This is a genomic window from Endobacterium cereale, assembly GCF_009617585.1.
Classification (GTDB): Bacteria; Pseudomonadota; Alphaproteobacteria; order Rhizobiales; family Rhizobiaceae; genus Neorhizobium; species Neorhizobium cereale.
In genome coordinates, this window is the sequence record NZ_WIXI01000038.1 from 22,594 (window position 1) to 43,882 (window position 21,289).

At 59.3% G+C, this 21,289-nt stretch carries 18 protein-coding genes; 5 read left to right on the top strand and 13 right to left on the bottom strand.

The features are described from left to right. Positions 1 to 22 precede the first annotated feature (22 nt). The gene (locus GAO09_RS07475) at positions 23 to 220 is read left to right on the top strand and encodes a hypothetical protein (RefSeq protein ID WP_153353410.1); all 198 of its coding nucleotides are present in this window, start codon (positions 23 to 25) and stop codon (positions 218 to 220) included. A gap of 116 nt (positions 221 to 336) precedes the next feature. Here GAO09_RS07475 and GAO09_RS07480 read toward each other — a convergent pair whose 3' ends face one another. Together GAO09_RS07480 and GAO09_RS07485 are read right to left on the bottom strand one after the other, a co-directional pair. Further along, entirely contained in the window at positions 337 to 573 is a 237-nt protein-coding gene (locus tag GAO09_RS07480) for an Lrp/AsnC ligand binding domain-containing protein (protein WP_153353411.1), read from the bottom strand. A 66-nt stretch (positions 574 to 639) separates the two neighbouring features. After that, entirely contained in the window at positions 640 to 1,566 is a 927-nt protein-coding gene (locus GAO09_RS07485; RefSeq protein ID WP_153353412.1) for a LysR family transcriptional regulator, read from the bottom strand. A 99-nt stretch (positions 1,567 to 1,665) separates the two neighbouring features. On the opposite strand from GAO09_RS07485, the gene GAO09_RS07490 reads away from it, so the two are divergent. From GAO09_RS07490 to GAO09_RS07500, 3 genes are all read left to right on the top strand, one after another. Beyond that, a complete protein-coding gene (locus tag GAO09_RS07490; protein WP_153353413.1) occupies positions 1,666 to 2,949 on the top strand; it encodes an NAD(P)/FAD-dependent oxidoreductase in 1,284 nt (427 codons plus the stop codon). Between the two features lie 112 nt (positions 2,950 to 3,061). After that, entirely contained in the window at positions 3,062 to 4,603 is a 1,542-nt protein-coding gene (gene amaB / locus GAO09_RS07495) for an L-piperidine-6-carboxylate dehydrogenase (protein WP_153353414.1), read from the top strand. 8 nt (positions 4,604 to 4,611) lie between these two features. Then, the gene (locus tag GAO09_RS07500) at positions 4,612 to 5,607 is read left to right on the top strand and encodes a P1 family peptidase (protein WP_153353415.1); all 996 of its coding nucleotides are present in this window, start codon (positions 4,612 to 4,614) and stop codon (positions 5,605 to 5,607) included. 114 nt (positions 5,608 to 5,721) lie between these two features. On the opposite strand, the gene GAO09_RS07505 is transcribed toward GAO09_RS07500, so the two are convergent. The 9 genes from GAO09_RS07505 to GAO09_RS07545 all read right to left on the bottom strand — a co-directional run bounded on the left by GAO09_RS07505 (position 5,722) and on the right by GAO09_RS07545 (position 18,280). Continuing rightward, entirely contained in the window at positions 5,722 to 6,951 is a 1,230-nt protein-coding gene (locus GAO09_RS07505) for a sensor histidine kinase (RefSeq protein ID WP_153353416.1), read from the bottom strand. Positions 6,952 to 7,102: 151 nt separating this feature from the next. Next, positions 7,103 to 8,473, bottom strand: a complete 1,371-nt coding sequence (locus GAO09_RS07510; protein ID WP_153353417.1) for an APC family permease — start codon at positions 8,471 to 8,473, stop codon at positions 7,103 to 7,105. 180 nt (positions 8,474 to 8,653) lie between these two features. After that, positions 8,654 to 9,808: a glycosyltransferase family protein gene (locus GAO09_RS07515; protein ID WP_153353418.1), complete on the bottom strand. Its 1,155-nt coding sequence runs from the start codon at positions 9,806 to 9,808 to the stop codon at positions 8,654 to 8,656. Position 9,809: 1 nt separating this feature from the next. Then, positions 9,810 to 11,054, bottom strand: a complete 1,245-nt coding sequence (locus GAO09_RS07520) for a glycosyltransferase (protein ID WP_153353419.1) — start codon at positions 11,052 to 11,054, stop codon at positions 9,810 to 9,812. An 8-nt stretch (positions 11,055 to 11,062) separates the two neighbouring features. Further along, the gene (locus GAO09_RS07525; protein WP_153353420.1) at positions 11,063 to 12,271 is read right to left on the bottom strand and encodes a glycosyltransferase family protein; all 1,209 of its coding nucleotides are present in this window, start codon (positions 12,269 to 12,271) and stop codon (positions 11,063 to 11,065) included. Between the two features lie 39 nt (positions 12,272 to 12,310). Then, complete coding sequence (locus GAO09_RS07530) at positions 12,311 to 13,471, bottom strand: ABC transporter permease (RefSeq protein ID WP_153353539.1); 1,161 nt, start codon at positions 13,469 to 13,471, stop codon at positions 12,311 to 12,313. 5 nt (positions 13,472 to 13,476) lie between these two features. Continuing rightward, positions 13,477 to 14,475 (bottom strand): ABC transporter permease, encoded by a 999-nt coding sequence (locus tag GAO09_RS07535; RefSeq protein WP_153353421.1) that lies wholly within the window; start codon positions 14,473 to 14,475, stop codon positions 13,477 to 13,479. Next, positions 14,475 to 16,352: an ABC transporter substrate-binding protein gene (locus tag GAO09_RS07540; RefSeq protein ID WP_153353422.1), complete on the bottom strand. Its 1,878-nt coding sequence runs from the start codon at positions 16,350 to 16,352 to the stop codon at positions 14,475 to 14,477. The genes GAO09_RS07535 and GAO09_RS07540 overlap by 1 nt, the downstream gene beginning before the upstream one ends. Next, positions 16,349 to 18,280 (bottom strand): ABC transporter ATP-binding protein, encoded by a 1,932-nt coding sequence (locus GAO09_RS07545; RefSeq protein ID WP_324184980.1) that lies wholly within the window; start codon positions 18,278 to 18,280, stop codon positions 16,349 to 16,351. Before GAO09_RS07545 ends, GAO09_RS07540 begins: the two co-directional genes overlap by 4 nt. Positions 18,281 to 18,489: 209 nt before the next feature. Between GAO09_RS07545 and GAO09_RS30330 the strand changes: the two genes are divergently transcribed. Continuing rightward, positions 18,490 to 19,461, top strand: a complete 972-nt coding sequence (locus tag GAO09_RS30330; protein ID WP_153353424.1) for a glycosyltransferase family 32 protein — start codon at positions 18,490 to 18,492, stop codon at positions 19,459 to 19,461. Here the strand turns inward: GAO09_RS30330 and GAO09_RS07555 are convergent. Both GAO09_RS07555 and GAO09_RS07560 read right to left on the bottom strand, forming a co-directional pair. Then, on the bottom strand, positions 19,429 to 20,178 hold the full coding sequence (locus GAO09_RS07555; RefSeq protein ID WP_153353425.1) for a polysaccharide deacetylase family protein: 750 nt from the start codon (positions 20,176 to 20,178) through the stop codon (positions 19,429 to 19,431). The two genes, GAO09_RS30330 and GAO09_RS07555, sit on opposite strands and share 33 nt — an antisense overlap. After that, positions 20,175 to 21,263, bottom strand: coding sequence for a glycosyltransferase family 4 protein (locus GAO09_RS07560; protein ID WP_153353426.1), 1,089 nt, complete (start codon positions 21,261 to 21,263; stop codon positions 20,175 to 20,177). The genes GAO09_RS07555 and GAO09_RS07560 overlap by 4 nt, the downstream gene beginning before the upstream one ends. Positions 21,264 to 21,289: the final 26 nt, after the last annotated feature.

The window sequence follows — 21,289 nt, forward strand, 5'->3', positions numbered from 1 at the left end:
GGTATCTGCTGGAGTCTGCCTAATGCGAAAGCAAGTTATTGAATACGGCGGCGAACCCGTCGGGATTGTCGTGCCGGATGAAAACCGGTTGAAGTTCATCGCTGTGAAATTTCACGTTATTGATCTGGACGAGCAGCGTTTTGGTTCGGCCGATGAAGTGAAAGTCGCCATTCACGACCACCTGGCTCGTTCGCGCGCCGCAAACCCGGCGCATGCATGATCGTGCCAGGCATGATGCAGCCGTGTTGTCGAAAACGCCGGAAATCCGGCCCAAAATCATAAAAGCCGCTCCATGTTGGGCGGCTTTTTTGTTTGGCGCAATTCGGTTCGGCCGAATCAGAACGCCGTAAACGTCATGGTTGTCAGCGAACGCTCGATCCCTGGAATGCAGGCAATCTTCTCGTTGACGAAACGGCCGATCTCTTCGCCTTCCGGCAGGTAGACCTTGGCCAGAAGATCCCAATCACCGCTGGTGGAGTAGAGTTCCGACACCAGTTCGGTCTTGTAGATGGCGTCGGCCACCTCGTAGGTCTTGCCGGGAGTGCAGCGCAGTTGCACGAAAATCGGTTTCATCAAAAACGTCCCATAGGTCAGGCCGCACTTAAGCAGCCAAGGATTGGATGTCCGACTATTGGCCGATCATGCCTCCGTTCGCAAGCGATCCCGTATCTTTGTATCAGCGGCAATCTCCTCTAGCAGCCATGTGCGAAAAGCCGTGAGCGGCGGATAGGAGACACGATCCGGCGGACAGGCGAGATGATAACCGCTCGTCTGCATGCCGCCATTTTCGATGGCCGACACCAGCAGAGCCTGTTCGAGTTCGCGCGCGATCAGGAAACGCGGCAGAAGCGCCACCCCCAGCCCGGCAACCACTGCCTCGACCATCGGGGCGAACTGGTCGAACAACATGCCATGCAGGCTTTCGAACGGCGTGGCGTGGCTGGTGAACCACGTTTCCCACGCGTCAGGCCGCGTATTGAGATGCAGGATCGGTGCGCGCAAAACATCGGTCGGGCCGGAAAGTCCGTGCCGCGTCTTAAAATCCGGGCTGCAGACAGGAACCACATCCTCCTGCAAAAGGAAGGTCAGTTCGGCGCCCGGCCAGTGAGCAGTCCCGAAATGGATGGCGGCATCGAGCGTATCGAAGCGGAAATCGAACGGTTCCAGCCGGGTTATCAGGTTGACCATCATGCCCGGATGTTTTTTCGAAAAACGGCCGATGCGCGGCGTCAGCCAGCGCGCTCCGAAAAACGGCAGGACGGCAAGATTGAGCGTGCCACCGGAGGGATTGGCGCGCAAATTGAGCGAGGCACTGGATATGCGCCGCAATGCCTCACGCACTTCCCGCGCATAAGTATCGCCGGCAAGCGTCAAACGGATCGTCTGGCGCTCGCGCAGGAAAAGTGCTGCGCCGAGCTGGCTTTCGAGCGCCGAAATCTGGCGGCTGACGGCGCTTTGCGTCAGGCCGAGTTCCTTCGCGGCGGCCGTGACGCTGCCGGTGCGGGACGCAGCTTCGAATGCGATCAGCAGCGAGAATGACGGAAAGAAGCGCCTTGGCGGCAGCATGTCATTCCTCCAGCGAATGACGTGTTGAAAACATGTCGATATTCACGGTTAAACTGCGGCTGTAAAGATGGTGGCATCGCGTCAATCGGATATCGCATCATGCTCGACAATCCACGTTCGCACGGCCTTTGGGAAAAGACGGCTCCTGCAGCACCGGTGACGACCCGCCTTGAAGGATTAGAGACGGCGGATGCGGTGATCGTGGGGGGCGGTTACACAGGTCTTTCGGCAGCGTTGCATCTGGCCGAGGCAGGTGCAGGTGTTGTGCTCCTTGAGGCAACCGAGATCGGTTTTGGCGGGGCGGGCCGTAATGTCGGGCTGATCAATGCCGGCATGTGGGTGATGCCTGACGATTTTCCTAAAGAGCTCGGCCCGGTTTACGGCGAACGTGCCCTGACGCTGCTGGGCAACGGGCCGAGGCTGGTGCGCGAAATGATCAGCAAGCACCAGATCGAGTGTGAGCTTGTCGAAAACGGCACGCTGCATATGGCGGTGGGGCCTGAAGGATTGAAGGAACTGGAGGAACGTGCCCGCCAGTGGCAGAGCCGTGGCGCGCCCGTCTCCATTCTCGGTGCCGCCGAAACTGAACGTCGTGTTGGCAGCAGTGCCTATGCCGGCGCCCTTCTGGACATGCGAGCCGGCACACTGCAGCCGCTGGCCTATGCGCGCGGTCTGGCGCATGCGGCGGTGAAGGCAGGCGCAAAACTGTTCACTGGCAGCGCCGTCACATCAGCGGATATAAACGGCGAGAAACATGTGGTGCGCACCGCGCAGGGCGCGGTTTCAGCCGATTGGGTAATCGTCGCCACCGACGCCTACAGCACCGGACCATGGAGCGTGATCCGCAACGAACAGGTGCACTTGCCCTATTTCAACCTCGCAACCAGACCGCTCTCCGATAATATTCTGCGCTCCATCCTGCCTGGCCGTGAAGGCTGCTGGGACACGAAGGAAGTGCTCTCCTCCTTCCGCATGGATCGCGGCGGACGTCTGGTTTTCGGCAGTGTCGGCGCACTGCGCGGCCCGGGGACGGCTGTCCACAAAAGCTGGGCGAAACGTTCGCTGGCACGGCTGTTTCCGCAACTTGGAGATATTGAATTCGAAGCCGAATGGTACGGACAGATCGGCATGACCGACAATGCCCTGCCACGCCTGCATAAATTCGACCGCAATGTCATCGGCTTCTGCGGCTACAACGGCCGCGGCATTGCGCCGGGAACGACTTTTGGCAAGGTTCTGGCCGAGCATGTTCTGGGGCGCATCAGTGAAGCGGACATGCCGCTGCCGATAAGCGATCCGAAACTGCCATCGCTCAGACCGCTGAAGGAAGCCTATTACGAAGCGGGTGCCCAGATCGCCCATTTCGCCGGCGAACGCTTCTGACCGCGACAACAAATATCCTTCACCGCGATTGCCTCAGCCGTCGCCACTTGTACATTGCTCGCAATCACGACGTTCTCGAAAAGAGAGCGCACTCAAAAAACTGGAGACCGACATGACCCTTGCCACACTCGACCTCGCCGCCGACGTGGACCGCATTCTGGCCGATCTCGGCGTGGCAACCTCCCGCTACAAGGGCGGCACTCTGGCCGTTCGCTCTCCCGTCACCGGCAAGGAAATCGGTACGCTGCCGGAGCATTCGGCCATGGATGCCAAGGCCGCAATCGAAAAAGCCCAAACGGCGTTTCTGGCATGGCGCAAGGTGCCCGGCCCCAAGCGCGGTGAACTGATCCGTCTTCTCGGCGAGGAACTACGTTCGGCCAAGAATGCGCTTGGTGAACTCGTTTCGATCGAAGTCGGCAAGGTCACGTCGGAAGGTCTCGGCGAAGTGCAGGAGATGATCGACATCTGCGATTTCGCCGTCGGCCTGTCGCGCCAGCTTTATGGCCTGACCATAGCCACCGAACGCGCCGACCACCGGATGATGGAAACCTGGCATCCGCTCGGTGTCGTCGGCATCATTTCCGCCTTCAACTTTCCAGTCGCCGTCTGGTCATGGAATTCGGCCCTGGCGCTGGTCTGCGGCAATTCCACCGTCTGGAAACCTTCTGAAAAGACACCGCTGACGGCGCTTGCCACACAGGCAATCTTTGAAAAGGCCGTGAAACGCTATCGCGACGCCGGTTACGACGCGCCCGAAAACCTTTCGACGCTTTTGATCGGTGGCCGTGAGATCGGTGAAGTGCTGGTCGATCATGAACAAGTGCCGCTGATTTCCGCCACCGGTTCCACCGCCATGGGCCGGATCGTCGGGCCGCGCGTCGCGCAGCGTTTTGGCCGCTCGATCCTTGAACTCGGCGGCAACAATGCCGCGATCGTCACCCCAACTGCCGATCTGGACCTGACGCTGCGTGGCGTCGCCTTTTCCGCCATGGGCACGGCCGGCCAGCGTTGCACGACGCTGCGTCGGCTATTCGTGCATGACAGCGTTTACGACCAGCTGGTGCCCCGCCTGATCAAGGCTTACCAGTCTGTCACCATCGGCAGTCCGCTGACGGCAGGCAATCTCGTCGGCCCACTGATCGACAAGGCGGCATTCGACAAGATGCAAAGCGCTTTGGATGCCGCACGTACTGCCGGCGGCAATGTTTCGGGTGGCGAGCGGGTTCTCTCCGACGATGCCGCCGACGCTTATTACGTGCGCCCGGCCATCGTGGAAATGCCGGGCCAGACGGGACCGGTTAAGGACGAAACCTTTGCGCCGATCCTCTACGTGATCAGATATTCCGATTTCAACGACGCGATCGACCTGCACAATGACGTGCCGCAAGGCCTTTCGTCCTCGATCTTCACCAACGACATGCGCGAGGCAGAAAGTTTTGTGTCGTCGCAAGGCTCGGATTGCGGCATCGCCAATGTCAATATCGGCCCGTCCGGTGCTGAAATCGGCGGTGCATTCGGTGGTGAAAAGGAAACCGGCGGCGGCCGCGAATCGGGTTCCGACGCCTGGCGCGCCTATATGCGCCGCGCCACCAACACGCTGAACTACGGCCGTACCTTGCCGCTGGCGCAGGGCGTCAAGTTCGACATCGACTGATCGCCCGGATGACCGCAAGTCTGCGCAATCTGCTGACCGATATCGAGGGCGTGGCCGTTGGCCATGCTACTGACCTTGTGCTCGGCTCAGGCGTGACGGCCATCGTTTTCGACAAGCCGGTGATCGCATCCGGCAGCGTTCTGGGCGGTGCGCCGGGCGGGCGAGACACCGCACTTCTCGACCCGTCCATGACCGTCGAGACGGTGGATGCCTTCGTGCTCTCCGGCGGCTCAGCCTTTGGCCTGGATGCCGCTGGCGGCGTCCAGGCGGGTCTTCGCCAAATCGGACGAGGTCTGACGGTCGGCACCACAAAAGTGCCAATCGTGCCGCAGGCGATCCTGATGGATCTGCTCAATGGCGGAAACAAAGACTGGGGTCGGCATTCTCCCTATCGCGATATGGGTTTTCAGGCTTTCGAAGCCGCCAAGTCAGGTGACTTTGCGCTCGGCACGGTCGGTGCCGGAACGGGCGCGACCACCGCCACATTCAAGGGTGGCATCGGTTCAGCAAGCGCCAGAACGAAAGCCGGACACACGGTGGCGGCTTTGGTGGCAGCCAATGCACTGGGATCCGTCACGATCGGCGACAGCCCGCATTTCTGGGCGGCGCCATTCGAGCGGGAAAAAGAATTCGGCGGACTGGGAATGCCCGCCACATTCGATACGGACATGCGCCTGAAGGGTATCAACGTGACGGCGACGACGGTCGGTGTCGTGCTGACAGACGCGGTGCTGACCAAGGCTCAGGCGCACCGACTGTCCATTCTGGCCCATGACGGACTGGCCCGCGCTGTGCTGCCCGCCCACCTGCCCTTTGACGGCGATACGATGTTTGCTGCTGCCACGGCTAAGAAGCCGGTGACGGATGTGGCGGAACTGATGGAGATTTTTCATCTTGCTACGCTGGTGACGGCACGGGCAATTGCGCGCGGCGTATACGAGGCGACTGCGCTGCCCGTGAAAAGTGCGCAGGCGGCGTGGCAGGATCGATTCGGGAAGGACTGATTGTTTCCCGTGGAAACGAACGATGCAACCGCGCTGAATTATCTTGGTTTAACTGCTCAAGCGTTTCACGCCAACGGCAGAAAAGGCAGAGCGTTCTGGAGCCTCGGCCCTGGCTTATTCAGCCCCTTGCAACTCTTCGAGCAGGGCACTGATTTCGCACATTAAACCGGTACTGTTATAGGCAAGCACCACGCCGCCTGAGCCACCCAGGCCGGCACTGATCAATTTCGAGCCAAACCCCTTGCGGTCGGGCGGCACGACCGCCGGCCCTTTGGTTTCCCGCCAGGTCATGCGTAGCGTCTGGCCGAGCCCGCTTCCTTCAATGCGCCAGTTGAGATCGACGCTACCGCCGCCGACCGACAGGGAGCCATGTTTCAAGGCATTGGTGGTCAATTCGTGAAGCAGCAGCGCGACATTCAGCGCGGCTTTCGAGCCGATCTCGACATCCGGACCCTCAAGTCGGATACGACCTCCAACACCCGCACCATTGACCGCAGCATTCGCGACATCGCCAAAAAGAGCAGCCTTCCAGCTGGATTGCAGCAGGATATCATGCGCAGAACTGAGCGCCATCAACCGCTGCTGCAAGGTTTGCCCACGTGCCTGATCGTTGGAGCCTTTCAACGTATGCGAGGTGATGGCCGTGACCATCGCAAACAGGTTCTTCACACGGTGACCGAGTTCCGCAGTCAGAAGCTGCTGAATCTCCTGCGTTTCTCGCAGGGTCGCTACGCTCGCTTCGAGTGCCTTTTCGCGCTCCCGCAAAGCCTCTTCGGCAATTGTGCGCTCCAGCAGATCGGCCGCCTGCCGTGCCAGAATATCCAGCAGGCGGAGGTCGCGTTCCGACGGCTGATGCGGCTGGTCCCAATGTGTTGAAATCATACCAAGAAGAGTGCCATCACGCGCGAGCAGCGGCGTGGTTTGAGCCGAGCGGATACCCGCGCTCCGGAACGCTGCCAAATCGGGTGTGCCCGCAATTTCCTCCCAGCTCTCGAAATCCGGAATGATGGCACGTTGCCCGTATTTCAGTGCCTGAGTGCAACTGCTCAAGGCTTTTGGCGTCACCCACTGCCAGACCGCCCTATCCTCGGCGCTCAACCCGCGTGACACAAGCAAATGAAGACCACTTGCCGCGCCATCCTCGGTTTTTCGCAACAGCTGCATGGTGCCGAATTGCGATTGTGTGATCGATATCGCGGCATCGACAATCTTGCCGTAAAGCGCTTGGCGATCCTGTTCTCCGATCAGATCGACACTGATTGCATGCAGCAATTCGATGTCTGACGTCTCGCTCAGCGAGCCGCTGGCCTGCCTATCCGTGTTGACGATACGAAGGTTGACCATTGAGGACCCATGGAAACTGATTGACCGCACATTTCACACCATAGCCGATATCGCTTTTAGACGATAGACAGCCGCCCATAACGTTCTCGTCGCAAATTTGTTCCGGCGCATCTTCGAGAAACGTGATGTCACAATGGCAGGCAGCCGAGCCTCAAGCAGTTTGCTCCTGTGACTTCATGAAACGTACGGTCGCGAACCACAGCACCACACCAATGGCAAGCAGGATTGCGGCGATCGTATATTGGACCGGCTCGCGGCCGGTCCATGGGCCGACGAGGAAGAGGCAGCTGGCAGTGCCGACAACTGGCAGGAACGTCGGGGTGCGGAAATGTTTGTGGCCGACCTTGTCCTTGCGCAGCACCAGAACCGCGACATTGACGAGGGCGAAGACACCGAGCAGCAACAGCGCAGTGGTGCCGCCAAGCTCCTTTACGCCACCGGCAAACGTAATGAGGCCGACAGCAAGCAGAGTGGTGAAGCCGATGGCGATATAGGGCGTACGGCGCGCCTTGTGGACTTTTCCGAGCGACGCCGGCAGGACGCCTTCGCGGCTCATGCCGTAGATCAGGCGGCTGGCCATCATCATGTTGATCAAGGCCGAATTGGCGACGGCGAACATGGTGATGACGCCAAAAATGCTGATCGGGAAGTTCGGCGCACCGGCCTGAACGACCTTTAGGAGCGGCGTTTCTCCTTCGCCCAGATCGGCAGCGGAGACGAGCGTGATGGCCGAGATGGCAACGAGGATATAGATGACGCCGGTGATGACGAGGCCGCCGAGCAGAACCTTTGGAAAGATGCGGCTGGGCTGTTTACATTCCTCAGCCATGTTGACCGAATCCTCAAATCCGACCATGGCGAAAAATGCGAGAGTGGTGGCGGCCACCACCGACCAGATGACGCCGTGATCACCGGCAGGTTCAAATGTCCAGACACGCGAAACATCGCCCTGGCCATTGCCGATTGCCCAGAAACCGATGCCGATGATGATGAACAGGCCGGTCAGTTCGACCACCGTCAGCAGCACGTTCATCTTCACGCTTTCACCAACACCGCGGAAATTGATGAGAGCGACGGCAGCGATGAAGAAGAGCGCCACGCCGGTGACGCCATATGCACCGAAATCGAACCCGGTGGCGGCGGTGAAATTGGACGCGAAGGCGCGTGATGCAGTCGAAGCTGAAGTGATGCCCGATGACATGACCGCAAAAGCGACGATGAAGGTGAGGAAGTGGACGCCAAAAGCCTTGTGCGTATAAAGCGCGGCGCCGGCGGCCTGCGGATATTTGGTGACGAGCTCGAGATAGCTGCAGGCTGTGACAAGCGCCACGGCAAAGGCAATCAGGAAGGGCAGCCAGACAACACCACCTACTTCCGCCGCGACCTGACCGGTGAGCGCATAGATACCGGTGCCGAGAATATCGCCGACGATGAAAAGCAGCAGCAGGCCGGGGCCGATCATGCGATTGAGTTCGGTTTTCGGCTCGGCCGAATCATCCGGCTTGGTCACGGGTGTGGTCATCGGGCGTCCTCCTCCAGCGTCGATCACGCTCAACGCCGAGAAGGGGCGGAGGTTCCGGAATTGCGAAAGCGCAAGCTGAGAAGGTTAAGGGTTTGAAAGGTTTGAGCCGAGAGAGGCGTTTTGACGGTTCCTCGGCTACAGAATGGCTGCCCCATTCCAAAGAGCAGATGCTGAAAAAAATCAGCTTCGCCGCGCCGCCAGAAGCCCGTGTAAAACCCGCGCCGTTTCCTTTGCGCCATCCATGCGGATATCGATAGAGGATGGTGGCGGCAGCTTCAAAGCTTCGGCAATCGCCGCCGACATGCTTTCCCTTGATAGCGACGCTTCTTCCACCACGGCCGCCAGGCCCATCGCCTTCAACTTTTCCGCACGCTCCGTCTGCTCCGTTTCGCCACCGGTGGCGAAGGGAACAAGGAGCAAGCGGCAGGACGTCTGGAGAAGATCGCCCACCGTATTGTAGCCAGCCTGCGAGATGGAGAGCGTTGCGGCCGCAAGAAGGTTCGGAAAATCCGGGCGAAAGCGGAACAATGCGATATTGTCCGCCGTGTTTCCGGCGAGGCGGTCGAAATCCGCCTGCGGCAGGTTGGGACCAGTAATAACGCACCATTTCAGCTCGGGATCGAAATCGGCAGATGCCGCCACAGCCGCTTCCATCAGCGCCGCGCCAACCACGCCGCCACCAGCGGACACGACGATATCGTAACGTTCCTCAGACGGCTTGGGCGCCGGCGGCGCGACCATGCCGGTATAGATGACCCGATCAGCAATCTCATCTGCGAGCGGGAACGTGTCCTCTATGCGAGCAAAAGTCGGGTCACCGTGGACGAGCACGTGGTCGAAATGGTTTTGCACCAGGTCGACAGTTTCCCGATCGCGACCGGGTTTGCGGTTTTCCTGCAGGATATCGCGCACCGAGGCGCAGACGATCGGGCGCGGATTGGCAGCATTTATGGCATCCAGCAGCGGCAGAAGCTCGAATCGAACCTGACGGCGACCGAACGGAAAGGCTTCGGTGATCACCACATCCGGCTGGATACGATGGAAGGCATCGAGCAGCATTTTGGTGCGGGTTTCTTCAAAAGCCTTGTCGACCGGCGTGCCATCCACCTGTGCCAGACCGGCAAATTCCACACCCGTTGCGACTGGCGGCAATTCGATGTGATCGATGCCTGGCCCCGGAAAGCCTTTGACCGGCAGACCACCGGTCACCAGCGTAACGGCAAAACCATCCTCCACCAGAGCCCTTGCGATGCGGCTGGCGCGAGCGAGATGGCCGATGCCGAGCAGGTGCTGGACATAAAAAAAGACGCGTGGCTGACGGTTAGCGGTTGTCATATCAGGCCTTTCCGCGATGAGCGGCAAACAACGTCTCGAGCTGGCGAATGCTGGCGCGGTGATCGAATTCGTGGCGCACGCGATGTTCGGCGGCAGCGCCCAGACGCTGGCGCAATGCCGGGTCACGGATCATCCGTTCGAGGGCAGCGGCCAGCGCCGCTGCATCTTCCGGCGGCACGAGCAGTCCGTTTTCGCCATCGACAAACAGTTCGGAAATACCGGCCTGGGCAGTGGCCACGCAGGCCATGCGCTGGCTGGCGGCTTCGACCAGAACATTCGGCAGGCCATCACGATCGCCATCATCGGTGATACGAGAGGCAAGCGCAAAGACGTCGCTATTGCGATCGTGTTCCAGCACTTCCACCTGGGCCATGGCGCCGAACCATTCGATGCGATCGGTCAGGCCAAGCTTTTCCGCCTGTGCCTTCAGGGCCAGCAGCTGTTCTCCGCCGCCGATATGGCGGAACCGCCAGTGCAGATCTTTCGGCAGAAGCGCCAGAGCGTTGAGAAGCGTGTCGTAACCCTTCTTTTTCACGGCGCGGCCGACGGAAAGAATAATGGCCGGATCATCGGCGGAAGAACCATCCCGGACATTCTGTTTTCCGGCAAAAACCGGGAAACGATCGAGATCGAGGCCGTGATAGCTGAGGTTGACGATACCGTCGCGGCCGGCCAGTTCAGTCAGGTGATCGAAGCCGGCGCGGGTGCAGGTGACGGCCCAGTTGGCTTGCTCAAGTTTTCCCTGCAGATCCCAGGCGGGAGAGGTCCAGATATCCTTGGCATGGGCCGAGACAGACCATGGAATATTGGCGATCATGCCCGCATAGGCACCGACCGAGGCCGGTGTGTGGATGAAATGCACATAAAGCCAATCGGCATCCGCCGGCCACTCGGCCACCAGCACGGCAGCCTGACCGAACCGGCGAAAACGGTTGCGAGAGAAATCGCGAGACAGGTCTGAGAAGAACTGGCGCAATGCCTTGCCGAAACCGGGTTTACGCGCAGCCTTGGCGAGCGAGCACAGAACCCGAAGCGGTTCCTCGTGCAGATATTCCGGCAGGTATTTGACCGGTGCACGGATCTCGTCATGGATGGGATGACGTTTCTTGTCGGTGGGACGACGCATGGAAAACAGTTCCAGCGACAACCCGGCCCGTTCCAGCCCCAAGAGTTCCTGCGCGATAAATGTTTCCGAAAGGCGCGGATAGCCCTTCAGGATGACGACGATCTTCTTCAATTCCGGCATGGGAGGGTTCAGCCCTGCACGACCGTGAGATGATCACCATCACGGCGCTTCATCCAGTCGCCGACCATGGACGAGATATGGGCAAGCCCCTCAAGCCTGAGGCTTGGATCGCCGGCAGAAGGTGCAGGCTGGTCAAGAAGCGTTCGCAACGCCTGCGCCATACGCTTGGGATCGGCCGATTCCTCCGGCAGCAGCATGGTGACGAGGCCAAGCTCGGTGGCGCGCTGGGCACGAATCAATTGCTCTTCGCGCGGTTGGGTGCGTGGCACGATCAGCGCCGGTTTGTCGAAGGAGAGGATTTCGCAATAGGTGTTGTAACCGCCCATGGCGACGACGGCCTTGGCATTGGCGACCAGATCTTCCATGCGGTTGTCGAATTCGATCACCTCGAGCGGACCGACACGCGCGGCGGCTTCCTGCAGCCGGTGGCGCTGTTCCGCCGGCATATAGGGACCAAGAACAATCAGTGCCTTTTGCGTGAAGGTCGGATCGGCTTCGTAACCGGCAATGACTTCCTGAACGAGATCGGCGCCATCACCGCCGCCACCTGTAGTGACGAGAATGTAATCGCCCTTCTGGCGGTGATCGGACTGCACGCCCTCGCCGACGGCGCGTTGCAGAAAGCCGACGAAACTCATTTTCGAGCGGACATTCTGTGGCGCATCGAGGCCGACCAGCGGATCATAGAACTCAGGTGGGCCATAAACCCAGATATCGTCGTAATACTGGCCGATCTTGCGCATCACATCGTTGCGCTGCCATTCCTTGTCGAGCAGATGCGGTGCATCCATGACTTCGCGCAGGCCGAGAACCAGCTTTGTGCCGCGGGTTTTCAGGTAAGCCAGCGTATCCTCGACCTCACCGCGCAGACCGAGCGGCTCCTTGTCGATGATAAAAATGTCGGGATCGAAGGTTTCGGCCGTGTGACGAATGATCGACTGGCGCATCTTCAGGGTTTCCTGAAGATCGATATGCTGGTCCATCGACGTGTATTCGCCGTTGCGCAGCTTGATGACGGAAGGGATCTTCACGAAATCGACGCGCGCGCGATAATCGAAGGCGCCGGCGATCGTGGCGCCGGAAATGATCAGTACGTTGAGGCCACGATAATCCTCGACCAGCGAATGGGCGATGGCGCGACAGCGGCGCAGATGGCCGAGTCCGAATGTGTCATGGCTGTACATGAGGATGCGAGCGTTATCGAGACGGCGCGTCATGTGGGTCTTTCGTTACAGATAATACGAATGCGTTGCTTGTCACTTGTAGGGATCGGCTGCGTCGCGCAAGCCGTCTCCCAGAAAGTTGAATGCCAGGATCACTACGATGACCGGGATAACCGGGAAGAGGAGCCATGGGTAGAGGGCAATCACGTTAACCGTCCGCGCTTCCGTGAGCAAGACACCCCAGCTTGTGATCGGTGCACGCAGACCAAGTCCAAGGAAGCTTAGCGTGGTTTCTCCGAGGATCATGCCGGGGATGGCGAGCGTGGCGCTGGCGATCAGATGTGACATGAAGCCGGGCACGAGATGGCGACCGATGATGCGCGTCTTGCTCGCCCCCATCAGCTGCGCGGCAAGGACATAGTCCTCCTCGCGCAGGGAAAAAAGCTTTGAGCGAACCGCTCTCGCCAAGCCCGTCCAATCCAACAGGCCGAGGATGAACGTGATGCCGAGATAGATCAGGAGCGGGCTCCAGGTGAGCGGCATGATGGCGGCAAGCGCCAGCCATAATGGGATGCTGGGGATGGACTGCAAGACCTCGATGATGCGCTGGACGATGAGATCGAACACGCCGCCGCGATAACCGGCAAGGCCACCGATCACAATACCGAGAATGAAGCTGGTGGTGATGCCGAGCAGACCGATCGTGAGGGAGATGCGCGCGCCATAAAGAATGCGTGAGAGCACATCGCGACCGAGGCGATCGGTGCCGAGCAGGAAGAAATCGCCACCTTCTGCCGGGCAGACGAGGTGACGGTCGGCGCCGAACAGGCCCCAGAAATGGTAGTCATCTCCCTTGCAGAAGAAACGCAGCGGCTGGACGATGTTGGTGTCGCTATAAACACGCTTCAGCGTCGTCATATCGAGCTGCATATGCTGCTTGTAAACGAAAGGACCGACGAAATCGCCTTCATGAAAGAGATGCACCGATTGCGGCGGCGAATAGATGCTGTCGATATTGCGGGTATGCAGGTTATAGGGCGCCAGAAACTCGACGATGATGATCGACAGATAGGCGAAAGCCAACAGAATGCCGGAGATCAGAGCCAGCCGGTGACGCTTGAACCGCCACCACATAAGGCGCAGCTGCGAGGCCTCCGTATAGGCGCTGGAGCTGGCTGCCGCTTCGGTTGCGTAAGGATCGAACGGCGCCGTCGAGACGTAATGGTCGAGCGGCTGGCCGCTTTGCGGGAGCATAGGCTTCACTTGGTGGCCCCTCCCTTGAGACGGATGCGCGGATCAAACAGTGCCAGTGCGATATCCGAAACCAGCACGCCGATAACCGTCAGGAAGGCCAAAAACATCAGGAAGGAACCAGCGAGATACATGTCCTGGCTCTGCAGGGCCTTGATCAGCATCGGGCCGGTGGTTTCCAGCGAAAGAACGACGGCGGTGATTTCCGCGCCTGAGATGATCGATGGCAGGATGGAGCCGATATCCGAGATGAAGAAGTTGAGCGACATGCGCAGCGGATATTTGACCAGCACCTTCATCGGATGCAGGCCTTTTGCTCGCGCCGTCATGACATATTGCTTCTGCAACTCGTCGAGCAGGTTGGCGCGCAGACGGCGTACCATCGAGGCCGTTCCGGCCGTACCGATGATGATGACCGGGATCCAGAGATGCTCCAGGATCGACCAAAACTTGTCCCAGCTCATCGGCTGGTTGAGATATTTCTGATCCATCAGATGGCCGATCGTGGTGCCGAACCACATATTGGCGAAATACATCAGGATCAGCGCAAAGATGAAGTTCGGCACGGCGATGCCGATAAGGCCGAACAGCGTCAGCCCATAGTCACCCCAGCTATACTGGCGGGTGGCCGAATAGACGCCGATCGGGAAGGCGATGATCCATGTGAGCGCGATGGTGACGAAAGACACCAGAACCGTCAGCCACAACCGATCGCCTACAACTTCGCTGACCGGCAGGCGGTATTCGAAGGAATACCCGAAATCACCGACGAGCATGCCACCGACCCAGTTGAGGTAACGGATCGGAATCGGCTTGTCGTAACCGTAACGCGCCCGCAGCTCCTCGATCTCCTGCAGATCGGCCTTTTCGCCGATGGCCCGCAGTTCCTCGATATAGCTTTCGAAATAATCGCCTGGCGGCAATTCGATAATGGTGAAGACCAGCATCGAAATCAGAAGCAGGGTCGGGATCATCACCAGGATGCGCCAGAGAATGTAACGCAGCATCAGGCACTCTCCCCGAACCAGAACGTATCCGGCATATAGACACCGAGATAGGAATAGGGATCGAAACAGAACAGCCCACGCGAAGGCATGTTGCGTAACCTCGACGAACTGACCACCGGCTGCAACGCCGCATTGACGATGCCAATGGTGAAAACCTGCTGCGTAAAGATCGATAGCATCTTGTGCCAGATCTCCTCGCGCTCGCTGGTCTCGCCACTGCGGCGCCATTCCTTCAGGAGGTCGAGCAACTGTTTCGCTTCCGGCATGTCGGGCGGATTGCCATCTCCGCCGCCGGAAAGATAATTCAGACCCCAGTTCGGCCAAAACACCTGATCGTCCGAGGTCGGCGCCAGTTCCTGCGGTGACATATCGGCGGTGGGCACGCCGTTATCCAGCCCCTGCCAGACGGACATGATCGTGTCGCCGCCACGAATGCGGCGTCTGAACAATTCCCTTTGCGTGGCTCTCGTATGGATCGCGATGCCAATCTTGAAGAGATGATCGGCGACCAGTTCCAACACATCGCTTTCGAAGGAATCTTCACCGGCGGATTCGATGGTGATGTGGGCAACGCGACCATCAGATAGAAGCCGCAGGCCTTTTTCGTTGCGCCGATCGAGCCCCAATTCATCGAGCAGACGGTTTGCGGTTTCCGGATCGTAGGCAGCATAGGCCTGCGCATATTCAGGACGATAAAGCCGGCTCTCCGGCAAAACCGCATTGGCGCTTTCCTTGGCGATGCCGTAAAATACCGCTTTGTTGATTTCGCTGCGATCGATCGCCAACGACAATGCACGCCGGAACCGAACATCCCAGAACAGCTTGCGCCAGACCTCGTCCTTGCAGTTGAGATTGGGCATCAGCGCGATGCGCGAGCCCTGCGTTCGTTTCCACAGATTGACGTGAACCGGAAAGCGCTTTTCCGAGCTTTTCAGGAATGTGTAATCGGCAAAATCGATATTAGCTATCTGCAGCTCGCTTTCGCCTGAACCGGCCTTGGCGGCGATCAGACCCGGCGAACTGACATTGAGCACGAATTTTTCAATGTACGGCAATTGCACGCCGTTTTCATCGACCCGATGGAAATGCGGATTGCGCTCGAAGATGAATTGCTGCGCCGGCGGCTTGGTGCGCGGGCACCAAGGCTCCAGCGTCGGCAGGTCGGGATTTTCCGGCCGCACGGTACGCCCCATGAACTGGTGCAGGGACGACCAGTCATCGACACGGTTCTTCTTGATCAGTTTTGCCAGCATGTCCGCATCCTGATATTTCGGATGGAACTGCTTCATGTAGGCTGACGGCATCATCAGCCTTGTGGGCGAAGGGGCAGCCTGTTGCGCCAGGAAATCCGGATTGGGCTTATCCCAGGAATAGCGCACTGTGCGTTCATCGAGGATTTCGAAACGCGGTTCCGCGCCATCGACCTTCAATTCGGCTGGCACACCGCCACGATGCAGTTCCTTGTTCTGGAACATGTCCTCCCAGACATAGCGGAAATCCTCCGCCGTGAACGGGCTGCCATCCGACCAACGATGTCCTTCTCGCAGATGGAAGGTGAAAACCTGCGAATGCTCGACCTCGTATTTCTCCAACAGGTCCGGCAGGGGATTGAGGTGTTCGTCGTAGCCGATCAGCCGCGCATAACCGTTAATGGGCATCAGGCGAATATCGCGCTGGCCGCCGATCAGCATGCGTGCCGTGCCGCCCTGTTTTCCGGGTTCGCGGCCGAGTGCTGCCAGATTGATGACGCGTGCTGCTTTGGGTGGGCCGGGCGGGACGGAGGATGCCGCAATATTGGCCTCTGTCTCCGCGGCCCGCGCGAAGGGCACGGCAGCGGAAGACGCAAGAAGTGACAACAGGGTACGGCGGGTGATCATTGCCGCAACTCCCTTGCCGACAACTCCTGGGCCCTCAAATCCCTGGCATCGACACTGCGCTGTGCAAGCACAAAATGCCCCTCGCCGAGATCGGCATGGGCAAGACTTTCCGGTCGATCTTCATCATCGAACGGCGCATCCCATTTCGGGCGCCTCAAGGCGCTGCCCACTGTCGCGTAATCGAGCGGGCGATCAAGATCCGGATAAGGGACGGCGGCCAGCAGTTTTTTAGTATAGGGATGAACCGGGCAGCGCATGATCGTTTCGACCGGGCCGATCTCAACGATGCGGCCAGCATACATGACGGCGACCCGATCGGCCATGTAGTTCACCACCGCGAGATTGTGCGAGATGAACAGGTAAGTGAGGCCGAGTTCCTTCTTGAGGTCCTTCAGGAGATTGAGGATCTGCGCCTGGATCGACACATCGAGTGCCGAGACCGGCTCGTCGCAGATCAGCAACTCAGGGCCAAGAGCCAAGGCACGCGCAATGCCGATACGCTGGCGCTGGCCACCGGAAAAACTGTGCGGGTAGCGGCTGAGTGCACTGCGCTCCAGCCCGATGGCGCTGGTGAGTGCCTCAACGATGCGGGTGCGTTTTTCGGCGTCACCCTTTTCGTGGATCTGCAAGGGCTCGCCAATGATGTTGCGCACCGTCATGCGCGGCGAAAGCGATGAAACGGGATCCTGAAACACCATCTGCACCTTTCGGCGCAGAATTTTGAGATCGTCTTTTTCGGCGTGCAGAACATCGACGGGACCTTCGGCACCATTGAAGATCACGGAACCCGTATCCGCACTCAGCCCGCGCATCAAAATCTTGCTGAGCGTGGTCTTGCCGCAGCCGCTTTCACCGACAAGGCCGAGGCTTTCGCCACGCATGATATCGAAGCTGACATCGTTGACCGCCAAGGTTTTTTCCGGCGTACCGAGGCCGAAGAAACCAGAACGGCGAGCGGTGAACGACTTGCTGACATTGCGCACCGACAAGAGAATATCGGAACGGGGGCGCATCGGATCGGGCTCGGCTGCTGCCTTTTTCTTGGCCAGCATGCGACTACCATCGACGCCGATGTCGCGCAGCGGCTTGAGGCGCTCGCTTGGCTGCATGTCGAAATGCGGAACGGCGGCCATCAGGCCCTTGAGATAGGGATGTTGCGGATTGCGGAAAATCTCGTCGACCGGACCGGCCTCCATGACCTCGCCGCGATAAACCACCACGACCTCGTCGGCGAGATTGGCGACCACACCGAGATCATGGGTGATCAGCAGCATGGCCATGTCGAAACGCGACTGCAGATCCTTCAGAAGCTTGATGATCTGTGCCTGAATGGTGACATCGAGTGCTGTCGTCGGCTCGTCCGCGATCAGCAACGCCGGCCGGCAAATCAGCGCCATGGCGATCATCGCGCGCTGACGCATGCCACCGGAAAGCTCGAACGGATACATGCCAAACACCTTGTTCGGCTTGGCAAAGCCGACAAGGCCGAGCATTTCGATGATGCGTTCATGCCGTTCTGCCGGAGACAGGATCGTATGGGTCTTCAGCGCTTCCTCGATCTGGTTGCCGATCGTATGCAGCGGCGAAAAGGACACCATCGGCTCCTGAAAGATCATGCCGATGCGATTGCCACGGATCGACCGGATCTTTCGACCGTCATGCGGCAAAGCAAGGAGATCGATCGGCCCCTCCGTGCCGGCCGGATCGTTGAACAGCACATTGCCGCCGATCTGTGCCGAAGCGGATTCGATATCCATGATCGTACGGCCGAAAACGGATTTTCCGGAACCGGATTCGCCGACAAGCGCGGTAACCTTGCCGGGCGAAATGCGCAGGCTGAAATTGCGGATCGCCTCGATACGTCCGCCGTAGAACGGGAACGACACGCTCAGATTTTCGGCACGCAGCAAATCGTGGCGTTCGGTCACTGTTTTATCCTGATACCCCGTAGGATTCATGGGGATGATGACTGGTGTAGTATGCGCTTCAGGCAGCCTATAGCACGCAGGCTTACTCTGTCCATGTAACAGAAATCGCAAAACAACAGTTGGTTCCCGGCGATTGAAAGCGTTTGACCGTCGGGCAGCAAACATCGTAGCCGCAATAGCATGAAACGCGGCAACTGGAGCGTGATGACGTGAGTATCGGCCAGGATGAAAAGGCGGCATTGCAGATTGCAAGATCGCTGATCGCGGAAAAGCGTTTCGCCGAGGCGCGGGATGCACTCGAAGAGATGCGGTCAGCTCTGACGCCGCAATCGGTGACGACACTTGGGCCGCTGACGCAGCTGGGCATGCCACGCAAACTGCATTCTGCCTTTTTGAAGCTAGCCAAGGCAGAAGGAGACGCGGTCGCTCGTATCGGTCTGCAATATCATCTCGTGCCGGAAGCAGAGCGGATGACACGGCATTTCCGCATCGACGAGGCTGCACGGCGAAACATGGCGGCCATGAACGGCAGGCCCGTGCCTCGAACCATTCACCAGATCTGGATCGGCTTGATGCCGGTTCCGGTGGCGACAGTGGCATGGCAAAAGCACGCTGAAGCGACCGGTTATGGGTACAGGCTGTGGCGCGAGGACGATATCCGCGCCATCGGCGTCTACGACAATGCGGTGTTCCGCGCCTTTCTCGATGACGGTGATTTTCCCGGCGCCGTCGATGTGGCGCGCTACCTGATCCTCGCCCGGGAGGGTGGCATCTATCTCGACTGCGACTGGTACCCGGCGCGCATGGATATCGGTTTCGATGCCTTTCTGCCGCTGGTTGGCCTCTCGGCGCTTGCCGAGCAGACGCCACGTAGTTTGGGCAGCGACAGCCTGCTTCTGACAAACTCCTTCATCGCCGCGCCGCCAAAACATCCACTCTTCGATATTCTCGTTGATGCGTTACCGGGGGTGATGGCCGAACTGCCGGGCGCACCCGCCTGGTGGGCCACTGGACCGGTGATATTTACGCTTCTGGCGCGGCTATGCGCAGTGACCGTGCCGGATAGCGGCTTCGTGGCCGCCAACCTGCAGCAACAGGCGCCGATGGCGGACGTTCTGGATGCGGTCAAAAAGGCCGAAGGTGGTGCCTCAAGCTTCTTGATCGGCTGGAAAAGCTGGTGAAGCCAGAATGTCCGCGGCGGACCGCCAGCGGCAACCCGAATGACTGGCCGTCAGGCCAAAAAGGCGATCGAGGAAATCGGCAACCACATCGTCATGCACGAGATGATGGGTGAGCATGCCGATCGCCCCACCCGGTCGGCAAAGCGCCGCCGTTTCGGCAAACAGCAGATCGGGATCGCGACCGCCCCGGGTTCCGTGCCAGTCGATGACATCGACATGGGTGTTGAGCATCGGCACTGCGGCGGGTTTTTCCGGCCCGAAGGTGGAGAGCGAGTTGAAACCAAGCCCCGGCAACCGTTCGATCACGGCCGGATCAATACGGTTCCACGGCGGCACCAGCATGGGAAACAGCCGTTTTTCGTGAAGACGGGTGAGTTTTTCCAGTCCTTCTCGAAGCTGTCCCTCGATCACCTCGATCGGCCGATCGAGCCCCAGTTCACGCTTCTTCTCAGCCGCTGGCGCATGATTTTCATGCGACCAGCCATGTACCGTGACCAGCACATCCGGCTCGCTTTCCAGACGTTTTGCCAGTGCCTCGCCGGTATGGGCGGGAATGACGGCAAGCGTTACCGGCATTTTTTGGCGCGCGGCAGCCCCGAGAAAAGCATCCAGCGCTTCCGTCGGCTCGATACAATCATCATCTCGCAGCCACAGATCGACATATTCGCCGTTTGAAGCGAGCCTATCCAGCGTTTCGATCAACAGTCGTTCGGTCATCGCAAACATTCCAGATGGGTTTTCAGTATGGTTTCAAGGCGACGGGCGGCACCATCCAGCGAGCGTTCGGTGAGGACAAAATCTCTGGCCGCGCCTGCCATGGCGGTTCGCGTGCCGTCATTCACCAGCAACTGACGGATGGCTGCTGAATAAGCCACGACGTCGCCCGGGACGGTCAAAATTCCGGTACGGCCATGTTCAACGACTTCCGGCACGCCGGCGATGCTTTCAGCCACGACGGGCAAGCCGGCAGCCTGCGCTTCTAGATAGGCCAGCCCGTAGGCTTCGCCATGGCCGGGCCAGAGATAGACCGCGCCCGAGGCCAGCACGCCGCCAACATCATCCGCCGACAACTGGCCGTGCCAGGTGATACGATCGGTTCCGAATCCGGCAAACAATGTTTTCACTTCGTCGCGGGCTGGCCCATCACCGATGATCAAAAGTCTCCAGGGCAGGTCGTCCAGCGGCTCAAGTGCGGCAGCAAGGGCGGTATAACTGCTGAGCTTGTCACCCGGACGCATCATCGCCACCGTCACGAGATGGAATGGTTCTGGTTTTGGAGCCTGCGCGGAAAATGCCGCGGTATCTATGAACGGTGGGAGATGTTCCAGTCTCGCACTGGTTACCGATTGTCGAATGCCATCGAGATCACGCCGGGTGAAGCCGATGTTCACGGATGCGAACTGCAACGCATCAGCCAAAAGATCCTGATGCGCCTGCCAGCCCTGCCCATTACGACGCTGCGAATAAGAGGCTTCTGCCGTGACATAAACCACGCCATGCGCCTTGCAGAGCGTCGGGCCGAGGAGGTCCGGCGACTTGTAGTAAGGGTGATAACAGAACCACAGATCCGGTGCGCCGTCCCGGCGCCAGTCCGCATCGATTCGTTCGATTTCACCTGCAGCTTCCTTCTGCAACTGCGGAAGATTGTCCGGCTGTGCGGAAAAGGAGCGAAATTCAGACGCGATCTCGACTTCGTGACCGCTGCGGCGCAAGGCCTCGATCAGCAGCCGCGCCATCAGGCGGTCGCCGGATGGAACCGGGTGGTTGGGCGACTTCAGCGGCGCATGGAAGGCTATTTTCATGGAAAAAGGCATAGCCGCCGAGCCGA